Raw genomic sequence first — 15776 nt, 5'->3', positions numbered from 1 at the left:
CGCCCTGCTACAACAGCCACATGCTGCATCTGCGCCTGATCACCCCCGCGGATCGCACCGAAGCGGTGGTGGGCCTGCTGGAGAACAGCGTCGGCACCGCCAACCTGGCCGTGCTGACCGGCGCCGCCCGCGAACCGGCGGGCGACATGATCCTGTGCGACGTCGTGCGCGAGGCCGGCGACGAGATACTGCGGGAGCTGCGTGCGCTCGGCATCCAGGAGCGCGGCTCCATCGCCGTGGAGACCGTCGACCTGGAGCTGTCCCAGCGGGCCGAGCAGGCCGAGCACGAGGCACCCGGCGAGAGCGCGGACGCGGTGGTGTGGGAGCAGCTGACGGAGGTCACCCACGAGGAGTCGACGTTCAGCATCACCTACGTCGCCTTCATCACGCTGGCGGTGATACTCGCCGCCTGCGGTGTGATGCTCGACAACGCCATCCTGATCGTCGGCGCCATGGCCGTGGGCCCGGAGTTCGGGCCCCTCGCGGGCATCTGCACCGCCGTGGTGCAACGCGCCCCGCGCCTCGCCGGACGCTCCCTGTACGCGCTGCTCGCCGGGTTCGCCCTGGCGATCGCGCTGACCGTCCTGTTCAGCGTGCTGATGGACGCGGCCGGGCTGTTCCGGGAGATCATGCTGGAACGGCCGCGGTCGAACACCGCGTTCATCTGGAAGCCCGACCGGATGTCCTTCGTCGTGGCCTTCCTCGCGGGCATCGCGGGCACGCTGTCCCTCACCTCGGCGAAGTCCACCGCGCTGATCGGCGTGGCGATCTCGGTGACGACCGTCCCCGCGGCCGGGAACGCCGCCGTGGCACTGAGCTACGGCGACCTCGGCCAGACCTACGGCTCGGCGGGCGAACTGCTGGCCAACCTCGGGGGCATCCTGCTCGCGGGCACCCTCACGCTGCTGATGCAGAAGTGGCTGTGGTCCCACCGCGTACGCCGGGCGGCGGCGAGGCGCCCGCAGCGGCAGGCGCCCTAGACTAGGGGGTCTCCCGGTGATCACGGGCGGTTCGCGTCCACAGCACGCACGGCGCCGCCCACCCCCCTGGGGGCTCGGCGGCGCCGTGCGGTACGGCTGTGCGGCGGCCGGGTGCCGGCCTGCGGGCGTGGATCAGCCGAGCGCCGACTTCACCGCGTCGGCCAGCCGCCCGGCCACCGACCGGGCCTGGTCGATGTCGGCGGCCTCGACCATCACCCGGACCAGCGGCTCGGTGCCGGAAGGACGCAGCAGCACCCGCCCGGTCGCCCCCAGCTCGCGCTCCGCCTCGGCGACGGCGGCGGCGACGTCGACCGACTCGCCGACCCGCGCCTTGTCCACGTCGGGAACGTTGACCAGCACCTGCGGCAGCCGCTCCATCACGGACGCCAGCTCGCGCAGCGTCCGTCCGGTCTGCGCGACCCGTGCCGCCAGCATGAGGCCGGTGAGGGTGCCGTCGCCGGTCGTGGCGTGGTCGAGGATGATGACGTGCCCGGACTGCTCGCCGCCGAGGGCGTAGCCGTGCTGCTTCATCTCCTCCAGCACGTACCGGTCGCCGACCCCGGTCTGGACGAGGCTCAGCCCCTCCCGCTCCAGGGCGAGCTTGAAGCCGAGGTTGGACATGACGGTCGCGACGACGGTGCCTGCGCGCAGCGCGGACCGCTCGCGCATCGCCAGCGCGAGGACGGCGAGGATCTGGTCACCGTCGATCTCCTCGCCGGTGTGGTCCACGGCGAGGCAGCGGTCGGCGTCGCCGTCGTGGGCGATGCCGAGGTGGGCGCCGTGCGCGACGACCGCGGCCTTCAGCTGGCCGAGGTGGGTCGATCCGCAGCCGTCGTTGATGTTGAGCCCGTCCGGCTCCGCACCGATCGTGATGACCTCGGCACCGGCCCGCGAGAACGCCTCCGGGGAGACCCGGGCCGCGGCTCCGTGCGCCTCGTCGAGGACGATCTTCAGGCCGTCGAGGCGGTTCGGCAGGACACCGACGAGGTGGGCGACGTACCGGTCGAAGCCCTCGGTGTAGTCGCGGACGCGGCCCACACCGGCGCCGGTCGGGCGCTCCCACGGCTCGCCGCGGCGGTGCTCCTCGTACACGGACTCGATCTTGTCCTCCAGCTCGTCGGCGAGCTTGTGGCCGCCGCGGGCGAAGAACTTGACGCCGTTGTCGGGCATCGCGTTGTGGCTGGCGGACAGCATGACGCCGAGGTCCGCGCCGAGCACGCCGGTCAGGTAGGCGACCGCGGGCGTCGGCAGCACCCCGACCCGCAGGACGTCCACGCCCGCGCTCGCCAGGCCCGCGACCACGGCGGCTTCCAGGAACTCCCCGGACGCACGCGGGTCCCGTCCGACCACGGCGGTCGGCCTGTGGCCCTCGAAAGTACCCGCCTCGGCCAGTACGTGTGCCGCCGCGACGGACAGTCCGAGTGCCATCTCGGCCGTCAGATCCGCGTTGGCGACACCACGCACGCCGTCCGTGCCGAAGAGTCGTCCCACGTGTCCTCCTACAGGAAGCGTCAGTCACGGTCGCCCGTGCGGGTGCGGCCCGTGCACAGGGGTCCCGTTCCGGGCCTGCACCGCCCGGACATCCGATCGCACAAGCAGCTCAACGTCTTGTGCTGTTATACGCCCGAAGGCTGTGATAGACGAACGCCCCGGCGGCACATGGGCGTGCCGCCGGGGCGTTCGGAGTACGCAAGGGGACCAGGATACGAGGTGTCGGCTCCAGATCCCCGAGAACGTACGAGCAGGCAGCGAAGCTTTAGCGCTTGCTGTACTGCGGAGCCTTGCGGGCCTTCTTCAGACCGGCCTTCTTCCGCTCGACCGCACGGTCGTCGCGCTTCAGGAAGCCGGCCTTCTTCAGCGGGCCGCGGTTGTTGTCCACGTCCGCCTCGTTCAGGGCGCGGGCGACACCGAGACGCAGCGCGCCGGCCTGGCCGGAGACACCGCCGCCGGAGATCCGGGCGACGACGTCGTAACGGCCGTCGAGTTCGAGCACCTTGAAGGGCTCGTTCACTTCCTGCTGGTGCACCTTGTTCGGGAAGTAGTCCTCAAGGGTGCGACCGTTGATCTTCCACTTGCCGGTGCCCGGAATGATCCGGACGCGGGCGATGGCGTTCTTGCGGCGGCCCAGGCCGGCGGCCGGCTGGGGCTCGCCGAAGGCGGAGGCGAGGGACTCCGAGGTGTACTCACCCTCGACGGGGACCTCGGACTCGGTGGTGTAGCTGTCGATGTCAAGCTCTTCGAGCGGCTGCTCGGCAGTGGTCTCGGCCACGATTCTCCTCAGATTCTCTTCAGTCTTAGGGGGTGGCCGGACTTACTGCGCGACCTGGGTGATCTCGAACGGCACCGGCTGCTGCGCAGCGTGCGGGTGCTGGTCACCCTTGTAGACCTTCAGCTTCGAGAGCATCTGACGGCCCAGGGAGTTCTTGGGGAGCATGCCCTTGACGGCCTTCTCGATGGCCTTCTCGGGGTTCTTCTCGAGCAGCTCGTCGTAACGGACGGAGCGCAGACCACCCGGGTAACCGGAGTGGCGGTACGCCATCTTCTGGGTCCGCTTGTTGCCGGAGAGGTGCACCTTGTCGGCGTTGATGATGATGACGAAGTCACCAGCGTCGACGTGCGGCGCGTAGATCGGCTTGTGCTTGCCCCGCAGAAGGGTGGCGGCGGTGGTGGCGAGACGACCCAGGACGACGTCCTGAGCGTCGATGACGTGCCACTGGCGCGTCACATCGCCGGGCTTGGGGCTGTACGTACGCACGGTTCGTAGCCTTCGCTTCGAGTGAATGGTCCTGAACAGGTCACCGAAACGATCACGACAGCCTCGATCGCACGGCGGCGACGCATACCGCAAACGTGGGATCGCTGGTCATCGGCCCGGTGGACCGGTGTAAGGGCCCGTCCCGTGAGAATGAGCAAGCCAATACACAACGAACAAGCAGAATACCGGGGCGCCCCTGAGGGGTCAAAACGGCCCCTCACCACGCACGGCGCCCCGCCCCGCTGCTGCCCCGCCCGGGCCGCCCCCGGTACCGCGGGGCCGGCCCCGTCGTCCAGCCCGGACATGGCGCGTCGGGACACCGGTCTAGGATGCGCCCCATGAGCTTTGGGCAGGGGGGACCTCAGCAGTCCCAGTGGGATCCCTGGAAACCGCAGTCCCAGCAGGGCTGGAGCGGCGAGGGCGCCGGCGACACACCGGACTGGGCGGCGCTCGCCGATGCGTCCGAGGCCCGCACCAAGCGGCGGCGGATGCTGTTCGTCGGGGGCGGCGTGGCCGCCACGCTGGCCGTCGGCGCGGCCGTCGCCGTGGCCGTGGTGTCGGCGAACGGCAGCCCGGACCCCGACGGCCCCGTCGCCCTGCCGTCCACCGCGTCCCTGCCCAGCGAGACCGCCACCGCGCCCTCCTTCGAGCCGACCAGTGCGCCACCGCCGCTGGACCCGAAGGACTTCGTCTCCAGCAGGCAGAAGGACACCGCGCCGCTCTCCCCCGCCCTGCTCTTCCCGGGCACGCAGCTGACCGTCGGCTCCACGGTCTACAAGAAGGGCCCGGAGGCCGACACCACGAAGTGCGCCACGGCCGCCGGAGGCACCCTGCCGAGGGTGCTCACCGCCAACGGCTGCACCCGCCTGATACGCGTCACCTACTCCGTCGACGGCATCGCGTCGACCGTCGGCGTGGCCGTGTTCGACACCGAGGCACAGGCCCTGAAGGCCAAGAAGCAGGCCGACACCAAGAGCATCGTGACGGCGCTGTCCGGCAAGGGCGTGAAGAACTTCTGCAACGGCGCCGTGTGCCGTTCCACCACCAACGCCTACGGCCGCTACGCCTACTTCACACTCTCCGGCTTCACCAGCGGCGAGGACGTGACGGCGAAGGACACCAAGGTCTTCGGCACCGGCGACGACCTCGCCGACTTCGCCTTCCGCCAGATCCACCGCCGCGGCGAGGCCCAGGCGTCGGCGTCGGCCCAGCAGTAGTGCCGGGACCGGCGCCCGCGCGGCCCGACGGCACCGCACCCGGGCACCGTCGGGCGGGCGCGGCGGCCGGCCCCGCGCGGGAAGCCGGGGCAGCGGCGCGGGCCGCCCGGCGCACCGCTCAGCAGCAGCCCCCGCGCGGCGGCAGCGACCGCTTGTTCCGGGCCTCCCGGCTGCGCGCGGCCAACAGCTCGTCGGCCGGGTAACCGACCTCCTCCAGCGTCAGCCCGTGCGGCCGTACGACATGCACGGCCGAGTCCCGCACACCCGCAGCGAGCACCTTGCCCGGCCACTCGGATCCCCGGTGCCCGTCGCCGACGAACAGCAGGGCGCCGATCAGCGAGCGGACCATGTTGTGGCAGAAGGCGTCGGCCCGCACGGTGGCGGTGACGATCCCGTCGTCGCCGCGTTCCAGGCTCAGCTCCTGGAGCGTGCGGATGGTGGTCGCGCCCTCCCGCTTCTTGCAGTACGCGGCGAAGTCGTGCTCGCCGAGCAGGTGCCGGGCCGCCTCGTTCATGGCGTCCACGTCGAGCGGCCAGTCGTGCCACAGCACGTGGTTGCGCAGCAGCGGGTCCACGCCCCCCGGGTTGTCGGTGACCCGGTAGGCGTAGCGGCGCCAGATCGCCGAGAACCGGGCGTTGAAGCCGCCCGGCGCCTCGCGCAGCGCCCACACCCGCACGTCCCGGTCGAGCCTCCCTGCGAGCCGCTTGAGCAGCTTCTCCTTGTGCTCCGCCCACACCTCGCGCGGCAGATCGACGTGCGCCGCCTGTCCCCGCGCGTGCACCCCGGCGTCCGTCCGCCCGGCGACCGTCAGCTCGTACGTCCGCGGGGACCGGGTCACCGTGCGCAGCGCGTCCTCGATCTCGCCCTGCACGGTCCGCTTCCCGCCGGCCTGCTTGGCCCAGCCGTGGAAGCCGGTGCCGTCGTAGGCCAGGTCGAGGCGGATGCGGACATGCCCGGGCTGTACTTCGTCACTCACACCGGAATCCTCTCAGGTACGCGAAAGCGGGCCCGCCCAAAAGGGCGGACCCGCTCAGCGCGAGGCGTGACCTCAGGCGTCCTTGGACTCCTCGGCGGCGGCCTCCTCGGCCGGAGCCTCGGTGGTCTCCTCCGCCTTGACCTCCTCGGCCTCCTTGACCGCACGCTTGGTGGCGGCCTCGGCCTCGCCGACGGCCTTCTGCTGCACCGTCAGCGCCTCGACCAGCTCGATGACCGCCATGGGCGCGTTGTCGCCACGACGGTTGCCGATCTTGGTGATGCGGGTGTAGCCACCCGGACGGTTCTCGTAGCGCGGGCCGATCTCGGTGAAGAGCGTGTGGACGACGCCCTTGTCCGTGATGACCTGGAGCACCTGGCGGCGGTTGTGAAGGTCGCCCTTCTTCGCCTTGGTGATCAGACGCTCGGCGTACGGGCGCAGGCGGCGGGCCTTCGCCTCGGTGGTGGTGATGCGGCCGTGCTCGAAGAGGCTCTTCGCCAGGTTGGCGAGGAGCAGCTTCTCGTGCGCGGCGCTGCCGCCCAGACGGGCACCCTTGGTGGGCTTCGGCATGGTTCTTCTCCTGTGGGTCTGCCCCGGCCGTATCAGGTACCGGAGTCAGTATCCGAGCAGGCGGTCGCCTGTCGGAGATCCGGGAGCGCCCCGCAGGGGCGATCCCGGAAGGGGTGCGGAGCCACTCGATCGTGCGGCTCCGCCACGTGGGCGCGCCGGGCTCTGCGCCCGGCGCCCCCGGGTACGGACCGTGGGTCCCGAGCCGTCAGTACTGCTCGGTCTCCACGAACCCGGCGTCCGCGTCGTCGTCGGCGCCGAAGGCGTCGGCGGCGGCGGTCGGGTCGAATCCGGGCGGGCTGTCCTTCAGGGCCAGGCCCATGCCGGCCAGCTTCGCCTTGACCTCGTCGATGGACTTCGCACCGAAGTTGCGGATGTCCAGCAGGTCGGCCTCGGAGCGGGCGACGAGCTCACCCACGGAGTGGATGCCCTCACGCTTGAGGCAGTTGTAGGAGCGGACCGTGAGCTCCAGCTCCTCGATCGGCAGTGCCAGGTCGGCGGCGAGTGCGGCGTCCGTCGGGGACGGACCCATGTCGATGCCCTCGGCGTCGATGTTCAGCTCGCGGGCGAGACCGAACAGCTCGACCAGGGTCTTGCCGGCGGAGGCCATGGCGTCACGCGGACGCATCGCCTGCTTGGTCTCGACGTCGACGATCAGCTTGTCGAAGTCGGTGCGCTGCTCGACACGGGTCGCCTCGACCTTGTAGGTGACCTTGAGAACCGGCGAGTAGATCGAGTCGACCGGGATGCGGCCGATCTCCTGACCCACCTGCTTGTTCTGCACGGCGGAGACGTAGCCGCGACCGCGCTCGACGGTCAGCTCCATCTCCAGCTTGCCCTTGCCGTTGAGCGTGGCGAGGACGAGGTCGGGGTTGTGCACCTCGACACCGGCCGGGGGCGCGATGTCGGCGGCGGTGACGAGACCCGGACCCTGCTTGCGCAGGTACATCACGACCGGCTCGTCGTGCTCGGAGGAGACGACCAGCTGCTTGATGTTGAGGATGAGGTCGGTGACGTCCTCCTTGACACCCGGCACGGTGGTGAACTCGTGCAGAACGCCGTCGATGCGGATGGACGTGACCGCCGCACCCGGGATCGAGGAGAGGAGCGTACGACGCAGGGAGTTGCCGAGGGTGTAGCCGAAGCCCGGCTCCAGCGGCTCGATCACGAACCGGGAGCGGAACTCGTCGACGACCTCTTCGGTCAACGAGGGACGCTGAGCGATCAGCATGTGTGGATCAGATCCTTCAGTCGTGGACGCCCGCTATATGACGCCCGACGGAACCCGCGCCCGGAAAGCACGGGGGTACTGCAAGGGTACGGGCGGTACGGCCCACGAGGGGACGTACCGCCCGGAAAAGCCCTGAGGCAGCCGTGCGTCAGACGCGGCGGCGCTTCGGCGGGCGGCAGCCGTTGTGCGGGGTCGGGGTGACGTCCTGGATGGAGCCGACCTCGAGGCCCGTGGCCTGCAGGGAGCGGATCGCGGTCTCACGGCCGGAGCCCGGACCCTTGACGAACACGTCGACCTTGCGCATGCCGTGCTCCTGGGCGCGGCGGGCAGCCGACTCGGCGGCCATCTGCGCGGCGAACGGCGTGGACTTCCGGGAGCCCTTGAAGCCGACGTGGCCGGCGGAGGCCCAGGAGATCACGTTGCCGGACGGGTCCGTGATCGACACGATGGTGTTGTTGAACGTGCTCTTGATGTGGGCGTGGCCGTGAGCGACGTTCTTCTTTTCCTTGCGGCGCACCTTCTTGGCAGCGCCCTGACGTCCCTTGGGGGGCATGTCTTAACTCCTGAGGAGGTGGTCGGTCCTACAGCGAAGACCGTGGACAGGTGTCCGCTGCGGACTACTTCTTGCCCGGCTTCTTCTTGCCGGCGATGGCGCGACGCGGGCCCTTGCGGGTACGAGCGTTGGTGCTGGTGCGCTGACCGCGGACGGGCAGACCGCGGCGGTGCCGCAGACCCTGGTAGCAGCCGATCTCGACCTTGCGGCGGATGTCGGCCTGGATCTCGCGACGGAGGTCACCCTCGGTCTTGACGTTGTTGTCGACGTACTCGCGGATCGCGACGAGCTGCTCCTCGGAGAGGTCGCGCACGCGGGTGTTCGGGTCGACGCCGGTGGCAGCCAGCGTCTGCTGGGAAAGGGTCCGGCCGATGCCGAACACGTAGGTGAGGGCGACCTCCACGCGCTTTTCGCGCGGGATGTCGACACCGGAAACGCGTGCCATTCAATGGCTCCTGGTGATCTTCGGAGGTCTTCCGCAGAGCCGGTTCCCAGCCGCCGTGTCAGGTACGGACTGGGTCCCCGGCCTCCGAGCCGGGGGTGTCGAGTCGTCGGGGACGGCTCGGGCCCTGCGTATGTACATATTCAGCTCGCGTCGCGCGAAGTCTCTGCCACAGAGGTGCAGAGGGTGTGGTCGTGCGTCAGCCCTGGCGCTGCTTGTGGCGCGGGTTCTCGCAGATGACCATGACCCGACCGTGGCGGCGGATCACCCTGCACTTGTCGCAGATCTTCTTGACGCTCGGCTTGACCTTCATGGGATGTGAGGTTCTCCGGGTCAGTTGCCGGCGGCCCCGCGACGGGCGCGGGACGTGGGCAAGATCTACTTGTAGCGGTAGACGATCCGGCCACGCGTCAGGTCGTACGGAGACAGCTCCACCACGACCCGGTCGTCAGGGAGGATGCGGATGTAGTGCATACGCATCTTGCCGCTGATGTGTGCCAGGACCTGGTGGCCGTTCTGGAGCTCGACCTTGAACATGGCGTTCGGCAGAGACTCGACGACAGTGCCCTCGATCTCGATGGCACCTTGCTTCTTGGCCACGCTTCGCCCTTCGAATCGACTACCTTGATCGACTCTGGCGTGCACCGTTGGTGAGCATGCGGACATGCGGGTGCACAAGAGCCGACGAGTCAGTCTACGTCAGCACACCCGGAAAGACGAATTGAGAAAGTGTGCCCAGCGGACGAGATCGTCATGCCGATCGTCACGCAAGGGGATCCGGTGCCGCGGTGATGCCGTACTCGGCGAGCTTCGCCCGGCCGCCGTCGGGAGCGGTCAGCACCAGCGGGCCCTGTTCCGTGAGGGCGATGGAGTGCTCCCAGTGCGAGGACCAGGTGCCGTCGGTCGTGATGACCGTCCAGTCGTCCTGCAGGACCTCCGTGCGCGGAGTGCCGAGGGAGACCATCGGCTCGATGGCCAGGCAGAACCCGGGGACCAGCTTCGGGCCCTTGCCCCTCCTGCGCTCCACGTAGTTCAGCAGGTGCGGGTCCATGTGCATCTCGGTGCCGATGCCGTGGCCGCCGTAGTCCTCGATGATGCCGTAGCGGCCGCCACCCGGCTTCGGCTGGCGGCGGATGTAGGTCTCGATCGCCCGGGAGATGTCGACCAGCCGGTTGCCCTGCTTCATGGCGGCGATGCCGGCCCACATCGACTCCTCGGTCACCCGGGAGAGCTCGACCAGCTCCGGGGCGTGGCCGGAGCCGACGAAGGCCGTGTACGCGGCGTCCCCGTGCCAGCCGTCGATGATCGCGCCGCAGTCGATGGAGATGACGTCGCCGTCCTTGAGCACGACGTCCTCGGACGGGATGCCGTGGACGACCACCTCGTTCACGGAGGTGCAGATCGTCGCGGGGAAGCCTCCGTAGCCGAGGAAGTTCGACTTCGCGCCGTGCTCGGCGAGGACCTTGCGGGCGACCTCGTCCAGGTCCTTGGTCGTGGCGCCGGGCACCGCGGCCTCGCGCGTGGCCGCGTGGATGGCGGCGACGACCAGGCCCGCCGCCCGCATCTTCGCGATCTGCTCGGGCGTCTTGATCTGCACCATGAAAAGCCTGCGCTCTCCGTCACTCACGTCAACCGGTCACCTGCACGCACACGCGTGCACACACAACACTACGGCCGTGGCGTCCCTGGGGACGCCACGGCCGGAAAGCCTGACGGCGGCCACTGCCTACTTGCCGTCGCCCTCGCGCTTCAGCGCCCCCAGAGCCCGCTCGGTGACCTCGTCCACCGGGCCCATCGCCGAGATCGTCACCACGAGGCCCTGGGCCTTGTAGTAGTCGATGATCGGCTCGGTCTGCGTGTGGTAGACCTCCAGCCGCTTGCGGACCGTCTCCTCGGAGTCGTCGTCGCGCTGGTAGAGCTCACCCCCGCAGACGTCGCAGACGCCGGCCGCGGTGGGCTTCTTGTACGTCTCGTGGAAGACGTGCGAGCCGTCGTTGCGGCAGATGCGCCGGCCGGCGATCCGCTTGACGACCTCCTCCTCGGGGGCCTCCAGGTCGAGCACCGCGTCGAGCCTCATGTGCTCGGTGGTCAGCAGCTCGTCCAGCGCCTCCGCCTGCGAGACGTTGCGCGGGAAGCCGTCGAGCAGGAAGCCGTTCTCGGCGTCGGGCTGCTCCATGCGGTCCTTGGCCATCGCGATGGTCACCTCGTCGGGGACGAGGTTGCCGGCGTCCATGTAGGACTTCGCGAGTTTCCCGAGCTCCGTCTGCTGGCTGATGTTGGCGCGGAACAGGTCGCCCGTGGAGATGTGCGGGACGCGCAGCTTCTCGGCCAGGCGCGTGGCCTGCGTACCCTTACCGGCACCGGGCGGCCCGACGAGGACGATTCGCATCAGCGGAGGAACCCTTCGTAATTGCGCTGCTGAAGCTGGCTCTCGATCTGCTTCACCGTCTCGAGGCCGACACCCACGATGATCAGGATGCTGGTCCCGCCGAACGGGAAGTTCTGGCTCGCGTTGAAGCCGACCAACGCCATTGTCGGTACGAGAGCGATCAGGCCCAGATACAGCGAACCCGGCCAGGTGATCCGGTTGAGCACGTAGGAGAGGTACTCAGCGGTCGGTCGGCCAGCCCGGATGCCCGGGATGAAGCCACCATACTTCTTCATGTTGTCGGCGACTTCCTCGGGGTTGAAGGAGATCGCCACGTAGAAGAACGCGAAGAAAACGATGAGCAAGAAGTACAGGGTGATGTAGATCGGGTGGCTGCCCTTGGTCAGGTTGGCAGTGACCCACTGCTTCCACTCCGAGTTGCCACCGGAGAACTGCGCGACCAGCGCCGGGATGTAGAGCAGCGACGAGGCGAAGATGACCGGGATCACACCCGCCTGGTTCACCTTCAGCGGGATGTACGTGGACGTGCCGCCGTACGAACGGCGTCCGATCATCCGCTTCGCGTACTGCACGGGGATGCGGCGCTGTGCCTGCTCGACGAAGACCACCAGTCCGACCATGGCCAGGCCGACGGCGATGACGGTGCCGAACTCGATCCAGCCGTCCGCCAGGTTGCCCTGCTTCTTGATGGCCCAGAGGGCGGACGGGAAGGTGGCGGCGATCGAGATGAACATCAGGATCGACATGCCGTTGCCGATACCGCGGTCGGTGATCAGCTCACCGAGCCACATCACGACGGCCGTACCGGCGGTCATGCAGATGACCATGACGATCGTGCTGAAGATCGTGCGGTCCGGGACGATCTGCGATCCGACCGTGCAACCGGAGAAGAGCGCGCCGCTGCGGGCGGTGGCCACCAGGCCCGTGCCCTGGAGGACGGCCAGCGCCACCGTCAGGTACCGGGTGTACTGGGTGATCTTCGCCGTACCGGCCTGGCCCTCCTTCTTCAGGGCTTCCAGACGCGGGATCACCACGGTCAGCAGCTGCAGGATGATGCTCGCCGTGATGTACGGCATGATGCCCAGCGCGAAGACCGTGATCTGGAGCAGCGCACCGCCGCTGAACATGTTGACGAGGCCGAAGAGCCCCTGGTTGCCGGACGCCTCGTCCACGCACTGCTGGACGGACTTGTAGTCGACACCCGGGATCGGGACGTGGGTGCCGACCCGGTAGACCACGATGATGCCGAGCGTGAAGAGCAGCTTCTTGCGCAGGTCGGGCGTCCTGAACGCCCGGGCGAACGCGGTGAGCACGGTGCCTCCTGCGACCCCCGCGCGTGCGCACGTGAGGTAGATGGCTAAGGTGATTGACGGGTTGGTGAAAGAGGTTACGGCATGGCGACACGGCGCCGGGCGCCGACAGCACAGCCTACCCATATCGCGGACGGAACGGGATGCCCGCCCTGCCCCGGGGAGCCGGGCGTCCCGGGACGCGGCCGGTGACGCGTGCCAACGGGCCCCTGAAGGGGGCTCCGGCCCGCCGCCGCCTTCCGGGGCCCCGTCGTCGTACGCCGCGCCCGCGGCCCGGGGTCACCGATGCGTGTGAACGGTCGGGGACGGGGGGCCGCACGGTGAGGTGAGTGCCGGTGTGGCGCCGGCCACCCGTTGCGCCACGCCGAGAGCGCGCGGGACTCACCGCCGCCGTTCCAGCGGATCTCCCTCCACAGCGGTGAGCGTGGGAACATCAGTTCACCCGGGTGTCATGTTCAAGATAACTCAAAACCCACCCGGCCGGCCCCAAGCCTCCCGCACGCACGGGCAGTTGAAGCCGAACGCCCCCACAGACGGCCTCAGCCCCACTCCGCCGTGGCGGAGTGGGGCTGAGTGCGGCCAAGCGCCCGTCACGGAAGCGGCGGGCGTCTCGCGCGTCAGACGAGCTCGGTGACCGTGCCGCCGGCGGCGGTGATCTTCTCCTTGGCGGAGCCGGAGACGGCGTCGACCGTCACCTGCAGCGCCACGGAGATCTCGCCCTGACCCAGGACCTTGACGAGCGCGTTCTTGCGAACGGCGCCCTTGGCCACCAGACCCTCGACGGTGACCTCGCCACCCTCGGGGTAGAGCGCGGCCAGCTTGTCGAGGTTCACGACCTGGTACTCGGTCTTGAACGGGTTCTTGAAGCCCTTCAGCTTCGGGAGGCGCATGTGCAGCGGCATCTGGCCGCCCTCGAAGCGCTCCGGAACCTGGTAGCGGGCCTTGGTGCCCTTGGTACCACGACCGGCCGTCTTACCCTTCGACGCCTCACCACGACCGACACGGGTCTTGGCGGTCTTGGCGCCGGGGGCGGGACGGAGGTTGTGGATCTTGAGCGGGTTCTGCTCCGCCATGATCAGTCGACCTCCTCGACCGTCACGAGGTGGCGGACGGTGTGCACCATGCCGCGGAACTCGGGGCGGTCCTCCTTGACGACCACGGTGTTGATCCCCTTGAGACCAAGCGACCGCAGGGTGTCACGGTGGTTCTGCTTGCTGCCGATGTAGGACTTCACCTGCGTGATCTTGAGCTGCGCCACGACTACGCACCCGCCCCGGCACGCGCACGCAGCAGAGCCGCGGGGGCGACGTCCTCCAGCGGCAGACCACGGCGGGCCGCGATCTCCTCGGGACGCTGCAGGCCCTTCAGGGCCTCCACGGTCGCGTGCACGATGTTGATGGCGTTGTCGGAGCCGAGCGACTTCGACAGCACGTCGTGGATACCGGCGCACTCGAGCACGGCGCGCACCGGACCACCGGCGATCACACCGGTACCCGGGGAAGCCGGCTTGAGCAGCACGACGCCGGCAGCCTTCTCACCCTGGATGGGGTGCGGGATGGTGCCCTGGATCCGGGGGACCTTGAAGAAGTGCTTCTTGGCCTCCTCAACGCCCTTGGCGATGGCGGCCGGCACCTCCTTGGCCTTGCCGTAACCGACACCCACGGTGCCGTCACCGTCGCCCACCACGACCAGCGCGGTGAAGCTGAAGCGACGACCACCCTTCACAACCTTGGCGACGCGGTTGATCGCGACGACGCGCTCAACGTACGCGGTCTTCTCGGCGGCAGCAGCGCCGCCGTCACGGCCCTTCCGGTCCCGCCGCTCGCCGCCACCGGCACCGCCACCGCGGCGCTGGGGTCCAGCCATTGGATTTACCTCTCTCTTTTCCGCTAGCTACGGCGGCTCAGAACCTGAGCCCGGCCTCGCGGGCGGCGTCCGCCAGGGCGGCGATGCGCCCGGCGTACTGGTTGCCACCACGGTCGAACACGACGGCCTCGACACCGGCGGCCTTGGCACGCTCGGCGACCAGGGCGCCGACCTGCTTGGCCTGCGCGGACTTGTCGGACTCGCCACCACGGATCGACGCGTCCAGCGTGGACGCCGACGCCAGGGTGTGGCCCTTCAGGTCGTCGATCACCTGCGCCACGATGTGGCGGTTGGAGCGGGTCACGACCAGACGGGGACGCTCCGCCGTACCGGAGATCCGCTTGCGGATCCGGACGTGGCGGCGCTTGATCGCGGCGCGCTTGTAGGCGTCGCCCTTGAGGATCTTCTGCCCGTATGCCATGGCTTACTTACCCGCCTTTCCGACCTTGCGGCGGATGACTTCGCCCTCGTACTTGACGCCCTTGGCCTTGTACGGGTCGGGCTTGCGCAGCTTGCGGATGTTGGCCGCAACCTCGCCGACCTTCTGCTTGTCGATGCCCTCGACCGAGAAACGGGTCGGGTTCTCCACCTTGAAGGTGATGCCCTCGGGGGCCTCGACCGTGATCGGGTGGCTGTAGCCGAGCGCGAACTCGAGGTTCGAGCCCTTGGCGGTCACGCGGTAACCGACACCACTGATCTCGAGCTTCTTCACGTAACCCTGGGTCACGCCGGTGATCATGTTCGCCACCAGCGTGCGGGACAGGCCGTGCAGGGCCTTGCTCTGACGCTCGTCGTTGGGGCGGGTCACCTCCAGGGTGCCGTCCTCGCCCTTGGCGATGTCGATCGGCGCCGCGACGGTGTGGGTCAGAGCGCCCTTGGGGCCCTTGACCGAGACCGTACGGCCGTCGATGGTGACGTCCACGCCGGCGGGAACCGCGATGGGGAGCTTGCCGATGCGCGACATAGCTGTTTCCTCCGTTCCCTTCTGCTACCAGACGTAGGCGAGGACTTCCCCACCCACGCCCTTCTTGCCGGCCTGCTTGTCGGTGAGGAGCCCGTGCGACGTGGAGATGATCGCCACGCCCAGGCCGCCGAGCACCTTCGGCAGGTTGGTGGACTTCGCGTAGACCCGGAGACCGGGCTTGGAGATCCGCTTGATGCCCGCGATGGAGCGCTCACGGTTGGGACCGAACTTCAGGTCCAGGACGAGGTTCTTGCCGACCTCGGCGTCCTCGACCTTCCAGCCCGTGATGAAGCCCTCCTGCTGGAGGATCTCCGCGATGTGAGACTTGATCTTGGAGTGCGGCATCGACACCGAGTCGTGGTAAGCCGAGTTCGCGTTCCGCAGACGCGTGAGCATGTCTGCGATCGGATCAGTCATGGTCATGAATTGGCCTGTGGCCTTTCTCGCCGGGGTTTCCTATATGCGCCATCCCTCTCCCCGTACAGGGACGGGACGGGTGCGGCGCGGGGACCTACGGCGTAGTAAGCAA

General features: G+C 68.9%; 21 protein-coding genes. 2 read left to right on the top strand and 19 right to left on the bottom strand.

The window, feature by feature from the left end; all coding sequences use genetic code 11:
* Positions 1-20 precede the first annotated feature (20 nt).
* Complete coding sequence (locus I3F54_RS08990) at positions 21-980, top strand: DUF389 domain-containing protein (RefSeq protein WP_240118092.1); 960 nt, start codon at positions 21-23, stop codon at positions 978-980.
* Between the two features lie 132 nt (positions 981-1112).
* On the opposite strand, the gene glmM is transcribed toward I3F54_RS08990, so the two are convergent.
* The 3 genes from glmM to rplM form a co-directional block, all read right to left on the bottom strand.
* The gene (glmM, locus tag I3F54_RS08985) at positions 1113-2471 is read right to left on the bottom strand and encodes a phosphoglucosamine mutase (RefSeq protein ID WP_240118091.1); all 1359 of its coding nucleotides are present in this window, start codon (positions 2469-2471) and stop codon (positions 1113-1115) included.
* A gap of 265 nt (positions 2472-2736) precedes the next feature.
* Positions 2737-3249, bottom strand: coding sequence for a 30S ribosomal protein S9 (gene rpsI, locus I3F54_RS08980; protein WP_240118090.1), 513 nt, complete (start codon positions 3247-3249; stop codon positions 2737-2739).
* 42 nt (positions 3250-3291) lie between these two features.
* Positions 3292-3735: a 50S ribosomal protein L13 gene (rplM, locus tag I3F54_RS08975; protein WP_240118089.1), complete on the bottom strand. Its 444-nt coding sequence runs from the start codon at positions 3733-3735 to the stop codon at positions 3292-3294.
* A 338-nt stretch (positions 3736-4073) separates the two neighbouring features.
* Here rplM and I3F54_RS08970 point away from each other — a divergent pair, with 338 nt between their 5' ends.
* Positions 4074-4952, top strand: coding sequence for a hypothetical protein (locus I3F54_RS08970; RefSeq protein WP_240118088.1), 879 nt, complete (start codon positions 4074-4076; stop codon positions 4950-4952).
* A 118-nt stretch (positions 4953-5070) separates the two neighbouring features.
* Here I3F54_RS08970 and truA read toward each other — a convergent pair whose 3' ends face one another.
* The 16 genes from truA to rpsH all read right to left on the bottom strand — a co-directional run bounded on the left by truA (position 5071) and on the right by rpsH (position 15670).
* Positions 5071-5928, bottom strand: coding sequence for a tRNA pseudouridine(38-40) synthase TruA (truA, locus tag I3F54_RS08965; protein ID WP_240118086.1), 858 nt, complete (start codon positions 5926-5928; stop codon positions 5071-5073).
* A gap of 72 nt (positions 5929-6000) precedes the next feature.
* Positions 6001-6495 (bottom strand): 50S ribosomal protein L17, encoded by a 495-nt coding sequence (gene rplQ / locus I3F54_RS08960; RefSeq protein WP_240118085.1) that lies wholly within the window; start codon positions 6493-6495, stop codon positions 6001-6003.
* A 205-nt stretch (positions 6496-6700) separates the two neighbouring features.
* Positions 6701-7723 (bottom strand): DNA-directed RNA polymerase subunit alpha, encoded by a 1023-nt coding sequence (locus tag I3F54_RS08955; RefSeq protein ID WP_003966937.1) that lies wholly within the window; start codon positions 7721-7723, stop codon positions 6701-6703.
* A 148-nt stretch (positions 7724-7871) separates the two neighbouring features.
* Positions 7872-8276, bottom strand: coding sequence for a 30S ribosomal protein S11 (gene rpsK / locus I3F54_RS08950; protein WP_003956432.1), 405 nt, complete (start codon positions 8274-8276; stop codon positions 7872-7874).
* Between the two features lie 64 nt (positions 8277-8340).
* A complete protein-coding gene (rpsM, locus tag I3F54_RS08945) occupies positions 8341-8721 on the bottom strand; it encodes a 30S ribosomal protein S13 (protein WP_240118083.1) in 381 nt (126 codons plus the stop codon).
* A 196-nt stretch (positions 8722-8917) separates the two neighbouring features.
* Positions 8918-9031, bottom strand: coding sequence for a 50S ribosomal protein L36 (gene rpmJ, locus I3F54_RS08940; protein ID WP_003998809.1), 114 nt, complete (start codon positions 9029-9031; stop codon positions 8918-8920).
* Positions 9032-9096: 65 nt separating this feature from the next.
* Positions 9097-9318: a translation initiation factor IF-1 gene (infA, locus tag I3F54_RS08935; protein ID WP_003948620.1), complete on the bottom strand. Its 222-nt coding sequence runs from the start codon at positions 9316-9318 to the stop codon at positions 9097-9099.
* A gap of 163 nt (positions 9319-9481) precedes the next feature.
* Positions 9482-10318 (bottom strand): type I methionyl aminopeptidase, encoded by an 837-nt coding sequence (map, locus tag I3F54_RS08930; protein ID WP_240118146.1) that lies wholly within the window; start codon positions 10316-10318, stop codon positions 9482-9484.
* A 126-nt stretch (positions 10319-10444) separates the two neighbouring features.
* On the bottom strand, positions 10445-11107 hold the full coding sequence (locus I3F54_RS08925; RefSeq protein WP_240118082.1) for an adenylate kinase: 663 nt from the start codon (positions 11105-11107) through the stop codon (positions 10445-10447).
* Positions 11107-12420 (bottom strand): preprotein translocase subunit SecY, encoded by a 1314-nt coding sequence (gene secY / locus I3F54_RS08920; protein ID WP_240118081.1) that lies wholly within the window; start codon positions 12418-12420, stop codon positions 11107-11109. Before secY ends, I3F54_RS08925 begins: the two co-directional genes overlap by 1 nt.
* 614 nt (positions 12421-13034) lie before the next feature.
* Positions 13035-13490 carry a 50S ribosomal protein L15 gene (rplO, locus tag I3F54_RS08915; RefSeq protein WP_059127184.1) on the bottom strand — a complete coding sequence of 152 codons (456 nt, stop codon included), beginning with the start codon at positions 13488-13490 and terminating at the stop codon, positions 13035-13037.
* Positions 13491-13492: 2 nt separating this feature from the next.
* Entirely contained in the window at positions 13493-13675 is a 183-nt protein-coding gene (rpmD, locus tag I3F54_RS08910) for a 50S ribosomal protein L30 (RefSeq protein WP_003998814.1), read from the bottom strand.
* A gap of 2 nt (positions 13676-13677) precedes the next feature.
* The gene (gene rpsE / locus I3F54_RS08905) at positions 13678-14283 is read right to left on the bottom strand and encodes a 30S ribosomal protein S5 (protein ID WP_009190144.1); all 606 of its coding nucleotides are present in this window, start codon (positions 14281-14283) and stop codon (positions 13678-13680) included.
* A 37-nt stretch (positions 14284-14320) separates the two neighbouring features.
* Positions 14321-14704, bottom strand: a complete 384-nt coding sequence (gene rplR, locus I3F54_RS08900; protein WP_240118080.1) for a 50S ribosomal protein L18 — start codon at positions 14702-14704, stop codon at positions 14321-14323.
* A 3-nt stretch (positions 14705-14707) separates the two neighbouring features.
* Positions 14708-15247, bottom strand: a complete 540-nt coding sequence (rplF, locus tag I3F54_RS08895; RefSeq protein ID WP_240118079.1) for a 50S ribosomal protein L6 — start codon at positions 15245-15247, stop codon at positions 14708-14710.
* 24 nt (positions 15248-15271) lie between these two features.
* The gene (gene rpsH / locus I3F54_RS08890; protein WP_240118078.1) at positions 15272-15670 is read right to left on the bottom strand and encodes a 30S ribosomal protein S8; all 399 of its coding nucleotides are present in this window, start codon (positions 15668-15670) and stop codon (positions 15272-15274) included.
* Positions 15671-15776: the final 106 nt, after the last annotated feature.

Source organism: Streptomyces sp. MUM 2J (genome assembly GCF_022414535.1).
Taxonomy (GTDB): domain Bacteria; phylum Actinomycetota; class Actinomycetes; order Streptomycetales; family Streptomycetaceae; genus Streptomyces.
Note: the sequence above shows the minus strand (reverse complement) of the source record. Positions and strands in the feature narration are given on the sequence as shown.